Genomic DNA, 16802 nt, shown 5'->3' on the forward strand with positions numbered 1-16802 from the left:
ATTTGTTATTTTTAGTTTTATATATATTAAATATTTTTACTAACAAAAAATAAAGGGAATTTTACAAAATAAAAAATATAAATGATTTAAAATATAGATTATTATTAAAGTTATATTTTTTAGTATAGGTTTAGAACTGTTGAAAATAACTAAAACTATTAAAGTTCTAATAGAATAGAACGAAAAATTGAGTTAAGTTTTCTACCGTTAATCAAGAGAATAATATATTCAAATATACAAATATTGAAAAATATATAACAATACTATAAAATATATATTTATTAATTATTTTCTAGGTGATGTGGAGTATAAAGTTATAATGTAGAATGGATTTGCATTTTTAAGGTGAAATGTGGTAAAAATTCGTAAAATATGGTATTATATATATTGCTTATTAAATAATAAATTTTATTTTATATTTTATATGGGATTAGGGTGAAAAATATGGGTAATTTAGTTAATTTTTGTGATAAAGATTCTAAATTAGAACGAGATGATTTAAGCGGAGTAGTTTCATTAGATGACTTGATTAATGATGATAAGTCGGGGACTGGTGTTTATAGCTTCCCTAATTTAGAGCTAATTAGATCGAATAAGTTTTATACAGATATATTAGAAGGCATAGGTATTAAAAAATCAAAATATTTAAAGATGTCACTACAAGAAATTATGGATATAAATGATAAAGACAATGTATTAAATCTTCTAAAAAATTCTATAGAAAGCGGAAAAATACAAATGTCTCAAGATCTTATTCATAAAAATAAAAATGGTGATATAGATTACTTAAAATGTGTAATTACTCCTGTAAAGGAAGAAAATTCACTGATTTTTTTAATAATAACACTTTTAAATGTAACAGAAAGTGCTATTGAAAAAGAAAATCTAAAAAATGAAATTTTAAAATTAAAGGAGGAAAATACAAGATTAAAAGAAGAAAATTCTAAATTAAGTAAAGAAGTTTTTAAATATAAAAACATAGTTGAAAATATAACCGACGGGTTAATTTTTTTGGATAAAAAGGGGAAAGTTGAATTTTTAAATAGAGCAGCTAAAGATTTTTTCTATGAACCTGATAAGTTAAAAGTATTAGGTCAAACACTTGCTCATACTAAGTACTATGACTTGAATGGGAATATATTGCATATAAGTGAATTACCATCTTCTCGGTCATTGAATGGAGAAATTATAAGAAGTATGAGATTTATATGTGAAAGACCTGATAAAACTATCAAAACAGATATAAGTTGCAATCCTTTATATAATCAAAATAATGAGTTGGTTGGAGCAATATCTAGTATTAGATGTTTAAATGATTCATTGAGAGTTGAAAATTATTTAAAAAAGCAAAGAGATAATTTTTTTAATATTATAGATAGTTTAGATTTACTTATATGTAGATTTTCATATCCAGATTTTAAAGTAATACATTATAATAAAAAAGTAAAAGAAGAAATAATATATTCTAATCAGAATACTTATTCATCCTTTTTACAAATTCCAAGTAATGATAGAGAAATGTTAGATAAAGAACAAAAAAATAGTTCTATGATTAGGGGAAGTAATATTAAAGTGGTGCTTAATGGGAAAGATATATATATAGAAACTTTCTATCAATATATATTTGATGTTGATGGTGAAATAAAGGAAATTATAAAAGTTGGAATAGACATAACTGACAATATAAGTCATCAAAAAGAACTAGAAGAAATATTAAAAACTCAAGAGGAATTTTTTTCTTTTATTGCACATGAGTTTAGAACACCATTAACAGTTATGAGTTCTACGACTCAACTATTAAATTTAGTTTATAGAAAAGATTTACCTGAAAAAGTTGTAAGTTATATAGATAAAATAAGTCTAAGTACATTACAACAGCTAAGGCTTGTAAATAATCTTTTAGATATAACAAGAGCTGATGCTGGCTATTTGAATATAAATTTACGCAACTATGATATTGTAAGTATGTCTAAAGCAATTACTGAATCTGTTAGAAGTTTTGCTGTGAGAAAGGATATTAATCTTGAATTTACTTGTAATATTGATAAAAAAATTATAGCTGTTGATGATGAAAAGTATGAAAGAATATTATTGAATTTATTATCAAATGCAATTAAATTTACTCCAAATGGTAAGACTGTAAAGGTTGAGCTAGATTGTGATGCTAGCTATACTAATATTAAAGTTAAAGATGAGGGAGTAGGTATCCCTAAAGAAAAACAAGAAATTATTTTTAATCGGTTTGGACAAGTGAATAATGAATTAACAAGAAAGTCTGAAGGAACAGGAATAGGATTATGCTTAGTTAGAATGCTTATAAATTCTATGGGCGGAAAAATAGAATTAACAAGTGAATTGGGAAAAGGTAGTACTTTTATTATTATCCTTCCTAATAAAGTAGTTTCAGATGATACTGAATTATTAGATATGAATCTTATAAATAATAGGTTAGTTCAAACCATGGATATGGAGTTTTCTAACATTTATATAGAATAAAATAAAGATAGCCAAAATTTTGGCTATCTTTATTTAGTATATAATTTTTTATGTTTCTTGTAGCCTATAACTGATGCACCAATTGCTCCTGCATATTGACTTAATTCATCAGTTACAACTTTGAATTCTAAATAATCACTTAATATTTCTTTAAATGAATTTGAATTTGCAAGTCCACCTGTAAAAAATACATCATTTTCTAATTTTAATCTTCTAGCAAAATTTGCAGTTCTTTTTGTAATTTCATAAATCTCAATCTCCCTTTTAATGTTAATAAATATTAAGTAGAGTTTATTTTAAATATATGATAAATATAGTTTAAACATGAAAAGTTAGGTTATATTCATTTCATTTATATATTAATATTTTAGCATGGAAATATATTTTAGAAAACGATTTAATAAGGCGTTATTTATTACAATATAAAATTAGAATAATTATAGATATACAATGTTTTAGAAAGTTAGCTAGAGGTACTAGTGATTTTTATTAAATAATCTTATAGTGTTTTAAAATGGTAATGTTTTTATAAAGTGATATAATTGTATTGTTTGGAGGGATACTAAATGGATGAAAAAACAAATGTAATGCGAATTTTGGATAAAAAGAAGATTAAATATAATAGTTATTCTTATGTAAATACTGATGCTATAAGTGGAGTAGAAGTTGCTAGCGTTTTAGGGCAAGACCCAAATCAGGTTTTTAAAACTCTTGTTACAGTAGGTAAATCAAAAAACTATTATGTATTTGTAATACCTGTAGAAAAAGAGTTGAATTTAAAAAAAGCAGCAAAAAGCGTTGGTGAAAAATCTATTGAAATGATAAAATCAAAAGAATTACTACCATTGACAGGATATATTCACGGGGGATGTTCACCTATTGGTATGAAGAAATCATTTGTTACAACAATTGATATATCAGTTGAAGAACTAGAAACATTTATTTTTAGTGCTGGTAAAATAGGATATCAAGTGGAATTAAGCTTAGATGAGCTTAAAAAAGTTATTAGATTTCAGTTAGCTGACTTAGTATAAATAGTCTTATTTGTAGTGGTAATATAAATTAACCATATTTAATTTCATGAAATATATAATTCTTTATTATTAAGGATATGACATAGGAAATTATAAAGCTCCAACCAAATTTAAGGCAAATGGTTGGAACTTTATATATTATACTATAAAATTTAATTGCTTTTAGTTTAATAAGTAAGTATGGAGTTTTTAATTATTTCCTAATCCTTTTATCCAATCAAGAAACTTAGAAAAAAAGTTACCTATTGCATCAAAAAGTCTTTGAAAGAATCCACTATCTTGAATATCTTTCCCAGAGTTTTTTAGTGCTTCTGAAATTTGATTACCTATATTTTTTAAAGTATCTTTAACATTATCATAATCTATATCTAAGTCATTTATATTAGCCATCAAAGCTTTTATTTGCTCTTTTTGCTCATCTGATATTTCAACTGTATAATTATTTGTAACAGTTTCAACTATTTTTGATATTTCTTCACTATTTTTTGGAGATTCTTTTATAACTTTTGTTTTAACATCATTAATAACTTTAGCAGCTTCATCATATCCAATTTCTTCTCCAAGATCTGATGTTGTTTCTATTTCTTCTTGAGCTGTCTTTTTATTTTTTAATGATAACTCTTCACCTTTAACAGCTTCAAAACCTTTTAATATTCCTGATAATGCAGAAGTACCAGTAACATGGAAAGGTGAACTTGCTTTTACCTCAGCATTAGTTACTCCAGATGTAACTAGAGCATTCGAAAGCATAAGTGGAGTGACTTCTGTTAAATTCTTAGCTGTTACGTGTATTCCACCATTATTAGTAAGCTTAACATATGAAGAGGAATAACAGCCACCTTGATAATTAGATTGATCATTTGGATCAAGACCTAATTGTTTTATAATATCTTCATTAGTTATTCTATCTATGCTAACTTCATTTTCTTTAACACCAAATTCTTTTAACATTTCAGATTCCTGAGCATCTGTTAAGTCAATACCAAAAGTAACTCTTTCATTATTTTGGGCTTGTACAGTAAAACTAAATAAGGAAAATGCAACAGTGCATGCTGTAATTAGCTTTAGTATATTTTTTTTCATAATAAAAAACTCCTTTTACATATATAAAATTGCTTTACTTTAATATTATTAAAGAAAGTAGAAAAATAGAAGGCTTTTAAGATTTATTTAAGAATTTGATAATGAAAAATTAAAATATAAAACTAAGTTGAGTTCATTATCATAATTATAAAATGCTTTATATCTAGAATATAATAATTTAATAAAATAAAATATTAATACTAAAATAAGCCTAATATAAAAAGAAGTCTAATTTAAATAGACTTCCTTAATTTTAAAATGCGCCAGAATCTCCGCCTCCGCCACCTGAAAAATCTCCTCCAGATGAAAAGTCATTAAAACTATTATTGCTAAAATCCATGATATTATTGAAATTTGTATCATTTCCATAATTCTCATTTACTGAATTGTGTATTTCATTAAATAAAAATAAATTTGTCATATAGCAACTATAAAAAGTGTGATTAAAATTATTATTAGAAAGGGAATCTCCATTAGGAGTATCTATATCTAAATCATAATGACTTATTCCCAATGCAGGAGCATATATTATAGATTCTTTAATATTATCTATATTTTCAGTATTTATTAATGATAATAAGTATTTTTTATAAGCAGACCATTTAAGATATTCATTATAAGCATCATTATTTAATACTTCTTTATTCTTAATACTTATATAATAATTATGAGATTTTCCATTTTGTTTAACTTCATTTATAAAATCATAATATGAATTATTAAATTTTTTAGCGGCCTTTTGGCTATTATTAATTTTCTTTTTTATAGATTCAAAAGAAAATTCATTATTACTATCTTCATATTTTTTAAACCAATCCATTAAAACTTTTAAATGTGAATATTCACATTTTGAACTTTCTTTTATTCTTTTAAATTTTACATTAATAAGTTCATCTCCATCAGATATAGTGCTATCTAGAATATAAAAACCTTTATTTGCAAGATACATTAATGTAGAAGGAACTAGAGGCCAATTAATATTATTTTTGTTATATAAATATGCAACCAAAGCTGGGCTTGTGTTAGAAGGTGGATATGGAAGCATATCTTCCTGTATAAAAATAAAGTTTGATCTATATTCATTTAAAGCTTCATTGAAAATTCTTTTTGAACGCTTGTGTGCAAGATAAAATATTATAGCTATTAACAAAATCAATGAAGAAGGAATTAAAATAGGTAATAACATATCAGAAGAATCTTTTTCTAAATATCCATTTATATTATTATCCATAATATTTGAGTTATTATTTTCAATTGGTAAAGTTGTAATTGGAATTGTAAGAAAATCAGACTGAAATCTTAAATCAAGACCAAAATTTGAAGTTAAGTTTTCACCAGTAATTTTAATTTTATCTTCTGAAGTTCCTGCATTAAAAATTCCATCACCATAAACAGTATAATATAAATTATTTGCATTAAAATTTGCGGAATTTAATTTTAAATTTAGTTCAACATTATTTACTGGATTATCTGCTGAAGCTGTATAAAAGCTCCAATTTAAAGAACTAAAATCTTCATATTTCTTTGCAGCAGAGCTTATTAAATACTCAACTTTAAATTTCTTTTCTTCATTACTACTTTTAGAATAAATCTTTACTTGAACTTTCCCATCAGTATTTATAATTTCGTAACTGTTATTTGATTTATCATTTTTGTTTTCTAAATTATATGATCCAGTAGAATCCTCAAGTGTTACATTATTAATAGAATAACCATTAGATCCATTTAAATTTAGATTTAGGTAAATACCATTAAAATCTCCATTAAAAGTATAAGTAAATTCATCATTTACTAAAACATCCCCATTGTTTTGTATTTCAGCATTAATAAGTAGTTTATCAATTGAATAATTCTTACTATCTGCAAATACAGTAATAGGAATTGTTAATGAAAATAATAAGGTTAAAAAGAAAATTAGTTTTTTCATTATCTATACCCCCTTGTAAATATTAGGATATCATATTATATGTATTTTCTCCATATTATTAAATAGTATTATAATAATGTTCATATCGGTTAACGTTTTCAAAAGGAGAAAAGTATTATATAATAGTTTACATAATAACTATAAAGGAGAATAGATTTATGAAAAGAATATTTGAATTAACAACAAGTGATATCGAAAGTTTAAATAAGAATACTCTTAAGGAGATAATAAAGACTTCAGAAGGTAGAACTGTTATGTCAGAGACTATTATAAGTTATACTCCATTTATAAGAGAAGTATCAAATTTAGAGCTTGCTGCAAGTTTTGGAGCAGATATGATAACTTTAAATACATTTAATTTTGAAAAACCTTTTATTTTTGGAATAGATGGGGGAACAAACTTACTTTCTTCAATAGATAACTTAGCTAAAATAGGAGATCAAATTAAAGATAATTTAAATAATAAAGATTATATAAAAAATATTAAAAAGCTAGTTGGTAGAATGATAGGAGTAAATTTAGAACCTGTACCAGCAGGAAGCACTTATGAAAGAGGATATACATTAAATAGAGAAAATCTTGAGAAGGTTAAGGAATATGGTTTTGATTATATAGTATTAACAGGAAACCCTAATACAGGTGTTACTGAAAAGACCATTTGCGAAGGAATAAAACTTGCTAAGGAAGTATTAGGTGATAGCACTTTGATTATAGCAGGAAAAATGCATGGAGCAGGAAGTGGAAATATATATGATGAAAATGCTATAAAAGGCTTTATAGATTGTGGGGCAGATGTTGTATTAATACCAGCTCCAGGAACAGTACCAGGATATGATTTAGATTTAGCAAAGAAAATAATTTCTCTTATTCATGAAAATGATGCACTTGCAATGACTACAATAGGAACATCTCAAGAAGGTTCAAGTAAAAGTATAATAGAGCAAATAGCATTAAATTCAAAAATGGCAGGAGCTGATATTCAACATATTGGAGATTGTGGAACTTTTGGAATAGCATTACCTGAAAACATAATGGCTCTTTCAGTAACAATAAGAGGAATTAGACATACTTATAGAAGAATGGCTCAATCAATATTAAGATAATAAAAATATTAATAAAATAGGCATCTCATAATATTAAAATTTTGGGATGTCTTATTATTTTATTGAATGATTTTATAGAATTGCTTTAGCATGAAATGCATAATATATAATTTTAAATTGTGTAGGATCTATTTAAAGATATCATGGTATAAAATGCTTTATCAAAATGATAATCAATTCTCAAATTGATATTAAATTATACTTAAAAAATGAGTTGTTACAATTAAATATAATTTGGCATATTCATTGCTTATATATAATAAATAATGTAAAGATATATTATTTTAAATATAAGAAAGTGAAGTGAAGCTAATGTCATTACTAATAAAGAATGGGACAATTGTAACAGCAAGTGAAACATATAAAGGTGATATATATATTGAAGATGACATTATAAAAGAAATTAGTACTTGTATCAATAAAGAAGCAAATGAAGTAATTGATGTTAAGGGGAAATATGTAATACCAGGTGGGGTAGATGTTCATACGCATTTAAATTTAGATGTTGGAATTGCTGTAGCAAATGATGATTTTTATACAGGTACAGTTGCAGCAGCTTGTGGAGGAACAACTACGATAGTTGATCATATGGGTTTTGGACCTAAGGGATGTAATTTAAAGCATCAAGTAGATGTATATCATGGATATGCAGATAAAAATGCAGTAATAGATTATAGTTTTCATGGAGTAATTCAACATGTCAATGAAGAAATACTTAATGAAATGGAAAGCATAGTGAAAGATGAAGGGATACCAAGCTTTAAAGTTTATTTAACATATGATTATATGGTAAATGATGAGGAAGTATTAAAAGTATTAAATAGATTAAAAGAACTTAATGGAGTTACAACTGTTCATTGTGAAAATCATGGTAGTATAAAGGTATTAAAAGATTATTATGTGAAAAATGGTTTAAAAGCTCCTAAATATCATCCTTTAAGTAGACCTGTAGAAGCAGAAGGTGAAGCTGTAAACAGAATGATAAATTTATCATCAATGGCAGGTGATGCACCTTTATATATAGTTCATTTATCTTCAAATTTAGGATTGAGCTATATAAAAATGGCAAGAGATAGAGAACAAAACATATATGCAGAAACATGTCCTCAATATTTAGTTTTAGATGATAGCAAATATGATTTGGAAAATAATGAGGGATTAAAATATATTATGAGTCCTCCTTTAAGAAAAGAAGATGATATAAATTCTTTATGGAAGGGAATTAAGGATGGATATATACAAACTATAGCAACAGATCACTGTCCATTTGCCTTTAGTAAAGATAAACAACTTGGAAAAGATGATTTTACAAAATGTCCTAATGGAGCACCAGGAATTGAAGAGAGAATACCATTAATTTTTTCAGAAGGAGTAATGAAAGGAAAAATCAACATTAATAAGTTTGTTGAAGTTTGCTGTACGAATCCTGCTAAAATTTTTGGATTGTATCCTAAAAAAGGTTCAATACAAGTAGGGTCAGATGGAGATATAGTTATAATTGATCCAACTATAGAAAAAGAATTAACTATAAATGATTTGCATTCAAATGTTGATTACAGTGCTTATGAAGGAATCAAAGTAAAAGGTTATCCTATTTATACTATTTTAAGGGGAAATATTATAGTAAAGGATAATAATTTTATAGGGGAAAAAGGTAGTGGTAGATTTATAAAAAGAGAGATAAAAGAAAGATTATAATAAGAAATAGGAGATAGTTAAAGTGTAGTGTATATAAATAGGACTTTAGATATATCTCCTATTTTATTTAAATTTCGTACCAAAATATATTTATAGCAATTATTTGGATAGATAATAAACTATTAGTTATTTGAAGAAGTAAAGTAGAGTTAGGAGGCATTGAAATAATTGAATCAATGAATTCTGTATAAATTGCTGTAGACTCATAGTATAGTTAAATTAAATAACTATATTACATATTATGGAGGAGTAGGTTTATCGGTGAAAATTTAACCTATTTACTGATAAATTTAACTATGCTATTTTATATATTCAGTAACAAAATCAGTAAAAAGAATACCATCTAAATGATCTATTTCATGGCAGAAGCATTTTGCTAAATCACCTGTACCTGTTAAAATAATTTTTTTGCCATATTCATTTAATGCTTGAACTGTTACCTTTGCTGGTCTTTTAAGTTTTCCCCATTTATTTGGAATACTTAAGCAACCTTCAATAACTTCTTGAGTTCCTTCTTTTTTTATTATTTTAGGGTTAACAAGCTTTATAAGCCCTTGTCCCATATCTATTACAACCAATCTTTTTAAAATACCAACTTGTGGAGCAGCTAATCCACCACCATTTTCTGTATTATACATAGTATCAGCCATATCATTTAATATTTGTCTTATTTTATCATCAACAACTTCAACCTCTTTACTTCTTTTTCTTAATATTTCATCGTCAAATAATCTAATTTGTCTTAAAGCCATTTAAACAACACCTCTACTTTGTTCAGATCTTGATTTCCTTTCACTTTCCTCAAAAAGAAAAACTTCTTCTATATTACTATGAAATACTTTAGCAATATCATAAGCTAACCAAATAGATGGTTCAAATTTTTCAGTTTCAATAGCATTAATTGCTTGTCTGGAAACACCTACAAGCTTTCCTAATTGCTCTTGAGTTAACCCCAAATCTTCACGAAATTGTTTTAATTTATTTTTCATCAAATATCACTCCTTGTAATGTTTACCTTACATTTCTAATTTAGCATTTCTTTAGGTGAGTGTCAAGCTAACCTTACATAAAGTGTGTGGAAAGTAGTAATAATTTTTATATGATTTAGTATTATATTCATTTGAATAAATTATAAATAGACTTATTATTCAGATTGCAAAGGTGGTCGCGTTACGCGACCCCCTTGATATTATTTGAGTGTTAAAAAACATATTAAGTATTTTACCAAGTAATTATTTCATGAAGTATTTGAAAAATAAGTTATATTGCCTGTTTAGGCTGTCATTTATATAAAGTTTCTTTAATTTAAGTAAGGTTGGTAAAAAGTTTGGAAAGTGAGGTATTTACAAAGATTCCTTAGGATTGTATAATTTATGAAAGGCTTAAAATCAATGGATTAACATTAACATGAGATGTATTTAAATCCGACTTTGTTAGCCAGTTTAACTTTTTCACCATTCGATTAACATTAACATGAGATGTATTTAAATTTACAATATAAAAAAATCAGGGGACTAACGAAATATGATACCCTTGAAATTAAAACGCAAATTACATTATTTTACAATAGATGTTTTATAAATATTTAATTAAATTAATATAAAAATTAAATATTTAGTGTAATCGAAACCACTAGATTGACAAGAATTATAAATAGTTTTATAATTAGTTAGAAGTCTAACAAAAGTGTGGGTGTAATTAATGAGTGAAATAAAACACATTGGAAGAAAAATCAATATACTATCTCATAAAATTAAAAGAAGAATAGGTAAAGTATCCTTAGAATATGGGATAAGCACTATGCAAGCAAAAATTCTAGGGTATATATTTCATCAAGCACCTAAGAGAGACATATTTCAAAAAACAATAGAAGAAGAATTTGATATTAGACGTTCTTCTGTAACGAGTGTACTTTCTTTAATGGAAAAGAATGGATTAATCGAAAGAGTAAGCGTTTGTGAAGATGCTAGGTTAAAAAAGATTATATTAACAGATAAGGGAGCTGAAGTTCATAAATCTGTATATAAAGAAATTGAAACTGTAGAATCTATAATTTATAATTCATTAAGTGAAGAAGAGCTTGAATTGTTTAATGATATATTAGAAAGGCTAAGTAAGAAGATTGCAGAGTAATGCAATTTTTTTTAGTTAATTAGTTAGAAGCCTAACAAATTAAATGATTATAATATTAGATTTTATTTAAATTCTCTTACTAGATAAAGTAATAAATTTAATCGAGTAAAGATTCAAGTAAGATGTATATTATATTTTGTTGGTATGGTGGAAAGCTAATAAAAATAGAGTGATTTTTTAATACTAAGGTTAGAAATCTAACAAAAGGAGGAATAGTATGATTAAAAAATTAGCTAGTTATATTAGGGAGTATAAAAAAGATTCAATTTTAACTCCTGTTTTTATTGCTTTTGAAGTAATACTTGAAGTAATTATACCTGTATTAATGGCTATGATTATTGATAATGGGGTAGAGAAGGGAAATATGAAGTATGTAACTGTACTTGGAGTAATCATGTTAGTTATGGCATTCATATCCCTAACATTTGGGGCTTTAGCTGGAAAAACTGGTGCTAAAGCATCTACAGGATTTGCTAAAAATTTGAGAAAAGGAATGTTTTATAGAATACAAGATTATTCTTTTTCAAATATAGATAAATATTCCACAGCAGGACTTGTAACGAGATTAACAACAGACGTAACAAATGTTCAAAATGCATATTTAATGATAATTAGAACATTAGTAAGGGCACCATTTATGCTTGTAGCAGCTATGGTAATGAGTTTCTATATTAATTCTAAGATGTCTTTAATATTCTTAGGTGCAATTATATTTCTTGGTGTTTCTTTATTTTTAGTAATTTCAAATGCTCATCCTATTTTTAAAAAGGTATTTAGAAAATATGATGATTTAAATGCTAGTGTTCAAGAAAATTTAACAGGTGTTCGTGTTGTTAAAGCTTATGTAAGAGAAGAGCATGAAACTAATAAGTTCCATAAGGCTTCACAAAATTTATATAATATGTTTGTAAAAGCAGAAAAGATAATAATTTTAAATGCACCAATAATGCAATTTACTATGTACACAATTATCTTGTTATTCTCTTGGTTTGGTGCAAAGATGATAGTATCAAATAATATGACAACTGGAGAACTTATGAGTTTATTCACATATGCTGGTAATATTTTAATGAGTCTTATGATGATGTCAATGGTATTTGTTATGGTTACAATGGCAAAATCATCAGGAGAAAGAATTATTGAAGTATTAGAAGAAGAAAGTGATTTAAAAAATCCTGAAAATCCTATATATAAAGTTAAGGATGGTTCTATTGAATTTGATAATGTTAACTTTAGTTATAGTAAAAAAGAAGATAATTTAAATTTAGAAAATATAAACTTAAATATAAAATCAGGTGAAACTGTTGGAATCATAGGTGGAACAGGAAGTGCAAAATCAACATTTGTTCAACTTATTCCAAGACTTTATGACGTAACAAGTGGATCATTAAAGATTGGTGGAGTAGATGTTAGAGATTATGATATTGAAACATTAAGGAATGAAGTTTCTATGGTTCTTCAAAAGAACGTACTTTTCTCAGGAACTATAAAAGAAAACCTAAGATGGGGTAATAAAAATGCTACTGATGAAGAAATTGTACAGGCGTGTAATGCAGCACAAGCTAGTGAGTTTATAGAAAACTTCCCTGATAAATATGATACCTATATTGAACAAGGTGGTACAAATGTATCAGGTGGACAAAAGCAAAGATTATGTATTGCAAGAGCATTACTTAAAAAACCAAAAATATTAATTTTAGATGATTCAACAAGTGCAGTTGATACAAAAACAGATGCATTAATTAGAAAATCATTTAAAGAATCAATTCCAGATACTACAAAAATAATTATTGCACAACGTATTTCTTCAGTTGAAGATGCAGATAAGATAATAGTATTAAATGATGGTAAAATTGATGGAATTGGAACTCACGAAGAGTTATTAAAAACAAATGAAATATACAAAGAAGTATATGATTGTCAAGTGAAAGGAGCTGGTGAAGATGAAGCCAAATAATGGACAAAGATCAAAAAGCCATGGCCCAGGAGCACCAGGGAAAATGCCAGTTGGAAGAAAAAGCAAAAATCCAATGAAGACATTAAGTAGACTTTTGGGTTATGTCTTTAAAGAATATAAATTTCAATTTATAATTGTTGTAATTTGTATATTAATTAGTTCACTTGCAACTATAGCAAGTACATTATTTCTTAAAACTTTAATAGATGATTATATAACACCATTTTTAGGTCAATCAAATCCTAACTTTGGACCATTATTAAAGACAATTGGAATGATGGCAGTAATATATTATATAGGAACATTTTCAACCTATTTATATAACAGAATTATGGTAGTTGTTGCTCAAGGAAGTCTTAAAAAGATTAGAGATGACATGTTTGAGCATATGGAAGGTTTACCAATAAAGTACTTTGATACTCATCCTCATGGAGAAGTAATGAGCTTATATACTAATGATACAGATACATTAAGACAAATGATAAGCCAAAGCTTACCACAATTAGTATCATCTGTAATAACAGTAGTTAGTGTATTTATATCAATGATAGTTCTAAGTCTTCCACTTACTATAGTTGCACTAGTAATGATTTTTATAATGTTTAGAGTTATAAAAGTAATTGGTGGAAAAAGTTCACTTTACTTTGGAAAGCAACAAAGAGATTTAGGAAAAGTTAATGGATTTATCGAAGAAATGATGGAAGGACAAAAAGTAGTTAAAGTCTTTTGTCATGAAGATGAATCAAAAATTGATTTTGATAAATTAAATGAAAATTTATGTGATAGCGCATATAAAGCTAATACTTTTGCAAATATCTTAATGCCTATTATGGGTAACTTAGGTTATATAAACTATGTTCTTACAGCAATTGCTGGTGGTATTTTAGCTATAAAAGGAGTTGGTGGATTTACATTAGGTGCTCTTGCATCATTCTTACAACTTACAAGAAATCTAAATCAACCAATATCACAAATGTCACAACAATTTAATGCAGTAATTATGGCACTAGCTGGTGCAGAAAGAATATTTGAACTTTTAGATGAAAAGCATGAAACTGATGATGGATATGTTACATTAGTTAATGCTAAAGTAAAAGAAAATGGAGAATTAGAAGAAGTTAAAGAACGTACAGGAATATGGGCTTGGAAACATCCTCATGGCGATGGTACAATAACTTACACAAGAATGCTTGGAGATATGGTATTTGATGATGTAGACTTTGGATATGATGAAAAGAAAATAATTCTTCATAATATAAAATTATTTGCAAAGCCAGGCCAAAAAGTAGCCTTTGTTGGAGCAACAGGTGCAGGTAAAACTACAATAACTAATTTAATTAATAGATTCTATGATATTCAAGATGGGAAAATCAGATACGATGGAATCAATATTAATAAAATTAAAAAAGATGATTTAAGAAGATCACTAGGAATAGTTCTTCAAGATACTCATCTATTTACAGGAACAATAGCAGATAACATTAGATATGGTAAGCTAGATGCAACTGATGAAGAAGTATTTGCGGCTGCAAAACTAGCAAATGCAGATACATTTATTAAGCATTTACCACAAGGTTACGATACAATGATAACAGGTGATGGAGCTAATTTATCACAAGGACAAAGACAACTATTAGCAATTGCTAGAGCTGCCATTGCAGATCCTCCAGTATTAATACTAGATGAAGCAACATCAAGTATAGATACAAGAACTGAAGCAATAGTTCAAGAAGGTATGGATAAACTTATGCATGGTAGAACAGTATTCGTTATTGCTCATAGACTTTCTACAGTTAAGAACTCAGATGTAATTATGGTTCTTGAACAAGGAAGAATAATAGAACGTGGAAATCACGATGATTTAATTGAGCAAAAAGGAAAATACTATCAACTTTATACAGGAGCTTTCGAGCTGCAATAAATTTAAAATCTCAAGTATTTATTTACTTGGGATTTTTATTATGTCTTTTAATTAATTATAAGGATAGAAGTGATAATGATGTATAAGTTAAGTTATTAACTTTATTTTTCATATATTTAGTTTTGCCTTTTTCCTCATATACGTAAGATTAGGGCAATTATTGTTTTAATTATAAGATGTTTACAAAAGATTATAGTATTATGAAATTTACGGTAAAATAGAAATAGGAATAAGAGAAGAAGATTCTTAAAAGAAATAATTAATTATTTTAATTTTGATTAGGTAACAAAAAATGTTTAAGAAAATATTTAAAATGAAATGTCCTGCATGCAAATCTGTAATGATTGATGAAATAGATATATTTCAACACAAACCATATGAGTGTATCAATTGTAAAACATCACTTAAAGTATCTAATTTATATAAAATTGGGTATATAATTTTTGTATTTTTAACTTTTTAATAAGTATTTCTATTGCTGATAAATTAATTTATGAAAATACCCTTTTTCAGAAAGTTTTTATTCGTCCATTAATTGCTGAAGAATCTATCTATTAGAGTAATAACCTATATATATTAATAATATATCCTAATAAATTATCAAAATGTATAAAGGACATGAAAAGAATTTGTAGAAATACATTTACGATAGATATTGTTAATTTTAGAATGGATTATTAATAGGATAACAGAAATAAATGGTGAAATTGGAGATGAATTTATGAAAATAGGAATTATAGGTCCTTCAGAAGATGAAATAAAACCTTTTATTGATGAACTTTCAGCCGAGAAATTAGAAGAACATGCAATGCTAAAGTTTTATATTGGTAAATATGAGAATATAGATATTGTTGTATTATATTGTGGTGTTTGTAAAGTTAATGCAGCAATTGCAGCTCAAATTTTAATAGACAAGTTTCAAGTGAATCATATTATTGTAACGGGAGTAGCAGGGGCAATAGATAAAAACTTAAATATTGGAGATACAGTTATTTCAACAGAAGTAGCATACCATGATGTTGCAGAAGAGATTTTAACAGAGTATCATCCATGGATGAAGACAATATATTTTGAAAGTGATAAAAAGTTATTATCGTTATGTAGGATAATAGTGAATGAAAATACTTATAGTCAAAATATACTATTTGGGAAAATAGTAACTGGTGAAGCATTTATAGATAATAAAGGACGAAGTGAAATAATATCAAAATTTAATCCACTTTGTGTAGATATGGAAACAGCAAGTATTGCTCATGTTTGTTATGTAAATGAAATTCCTTTTATAGCAATTAGGTCAATAACAGATACTGAGGATGAAAGTGGGGTAGATGTTTTTGAATCTAATTGTTCAATTGCATCTAAAAATTCTGTTGATATCGTAAAAAAGATATTAGAATTATTAGAATAAAAGATGGCTTAATGGAGAAATGAACTTAAAATTAATAAAAAG

At 26.3% G+C, this 16802-nt stretch carries 13 protein-coding genes; 8 read left to right on the forward strand and 5 right to left on the reverse strand.

The window, feature by feature from the left end:
- The first annotated feature begins 444 nt into the window (after positions 1–444).
- Positions 445–2496 (forward strand): PAS domain-containing sensor histidine kinase, encoded by a 2052-nt coding sequence (locus NSA50_RS01840; protein WP_257442478.1) that lies wholly within the window; start codon positions 445–447, stop codon positions 2494–2496.
- Positions 2497–2525: 29 nt separating this feature from the next.
- Here the strand turns inward: NSA50_RS01840 and NSA50_RS01845 are convergent, their stop codons facing one another.
- On the reverse strand, positions 2526–2777 hold the full coding sequence (locus NSA50_RS01845; protein WP_308463888.1) for a BadF/BadG/BcrA/BcrD ATPase family protein: 252 nt from the start codon (positions 2775–2777) through the stop codon (positions 2526–2528).
- Between the two features lie 285 nt (positions 2778–3062).
- Between NSA50_RS01845 and ybaK the strand changes: the two genes are divergently transcribed.
- Complete coding sequence (ybaK, locus tag NSA50_RS01850; RefSeq protein WP_257442479.1) at positions 3063–3530, forward strand: Cys-tRNA(Pro) deacylase; 468 nt, start codon at positions 3063–3065, stop codon at positions 3528–3530.
- A 189-nt stretch (positions 3531–3719) separates the two neighbouring features.
- On the opposite strand, the gene NSA50_RS01855 is transcribed toward ybaK, so the two are convergent.
- Together NSA50_RS01855 and NSA50_RS01860 are read right to left on the reverse strand one after the other, a co-directional pair.
- The gene (locus NSA50_RS01855; protein WP_195264602.1) at positions 3720–4613 is read right to left on the reverse strand and encodes a DUF1002 domain-containing protein; all 894 of its coding nucleotides are present in this window, start codon (positions 4611–4613) and stop codon (positions 3720–3722) included.
- A gap of 253 nt (positions 4614–4866) precedes the next feature.
- Entirely contained in the window at positions 4867–6540 is a 1674-nt protein-coding gene (locus NSA50_RS01860; protein ID WP_257442482.1) for a DUF2207 domain-containing protein, read from the reverse strand.
- Positions 6541–6698: 158 nt separating this feature from the next.
- Here NSA50_RS01860 and NSA50_RS01865 point away from each other — a divergent pair, with 158 nt between their 5' ends.
- Together NSA50_RS01865 and hydA are read left to right on the forward strand one after the other, a co-directional pair.
- On the forward strand, positions 6699–7643 hold the full coding sequence (locus NSA50_RS01865) for a DUF7916 family protein (RefSeq protein ID WP_195430805.1): 945 nt from the start codon (positions 6699–6701) through the stop codon (positions 7641–7643).
- Positions 7644–7955: 312 nt separating this feature from the next.
- Entirely contained in the window at positions 7956–9341 is a 1386-nt protein-coding gene (gene hydA, locus NSA50_RS01870) for a dihydropyrimidinase (protein WP_257442484.1), read from the forward strand.
- 299 nt (positions 9342–9640) lie between these two features.
- On the opposite strand, the gene def is transcribed toward hydA, so the two are convergent.
- The gene (def, locus tag NSA50_RS01875; protein WP_257442486.1) at positions 9641–10093 is read right to left on the reverse strand and encodes a peptide deformylase; all 453 of its coding nucleotides are present in this window, start codon (positions 10091–10093) and stop codon (positions 9641–9643) included.
- A complete protein-coding gene (locus NSA50_RS01880; RefSeq protein ID WP_195264607.1) occupies positions 10094–10330 on the reverse strand; it encodes a helix-turn-helix transcriptional regulator in 237 nt (78 codons plus the stop codon).
- A 712-nt stretch (positions 10331–11042) separates the two neighbouring features.
- Here NSA50_RS01880 and NSA50_RS01885 point away from each other — a divergent pair.
- From NSA50_RS01885 to NSA50_RS01900, 4 genes are all read left to right on the forward strand, one after another.
- Positions 11043–11474, forward strand: a complete 432-nt coding sequence (locus NSA50_RS01885) for a MarR family winged helix-turn-helix transcriptional regulator (protein ID WP_195266837.1) — start codon at positions 11043–11045, stop codon at positions 11472–11474.
- A 217-nt stretch (positions 11475–11691) separates the two neighbouring features.
- Positions 11692–13431 (forward strand): ABC transporter ATP-binding protein, encoded by a 1740-nt coding sequence (locus NSA50_RS01890; RefSeq protein ID WP_257442491.1) that lies wholly within the window; start codon positions 11692–11694, stop codon positions 13429–13431.
- Positions 13418–15352 (forward strand): ABC transporter ATP-binding protein, encoded by a 1935-nt coding sequence (locus tag NSA50_RS01895; RefSeq protein WP_195430799.1) that lies wholly within the window; start codon positions 13418–13420, stop codon positions 15350–15352. The genes NSA50_RS01890 and NSA50_RS01895 overlap by 14 nt, the downstream gene beginning before the upstream one ends.
- 655 nt (positions 15353–16007) lie before the next feature.
- Positions 16008–16760, forward strand: coding sequence for a 5'-methylthioadenosine/adenosylhomocysteine nucleosidase (locus NSA50_RS01900; protein WP_374940955.1), 753 nt, complete (start codon positions 16008–16010; stop codon positions 16758–16760).
- The last annotated feature ends 42 nt before the right edge of the window (positions 16761–16802 follow it).

Source organism: Clostridium mucosae (assembly GCF_024622765.1).
GTDB lineage: Bacteria > Bacillota > Clostridia > Clostridiales > Clostridiaceae > Clostridium.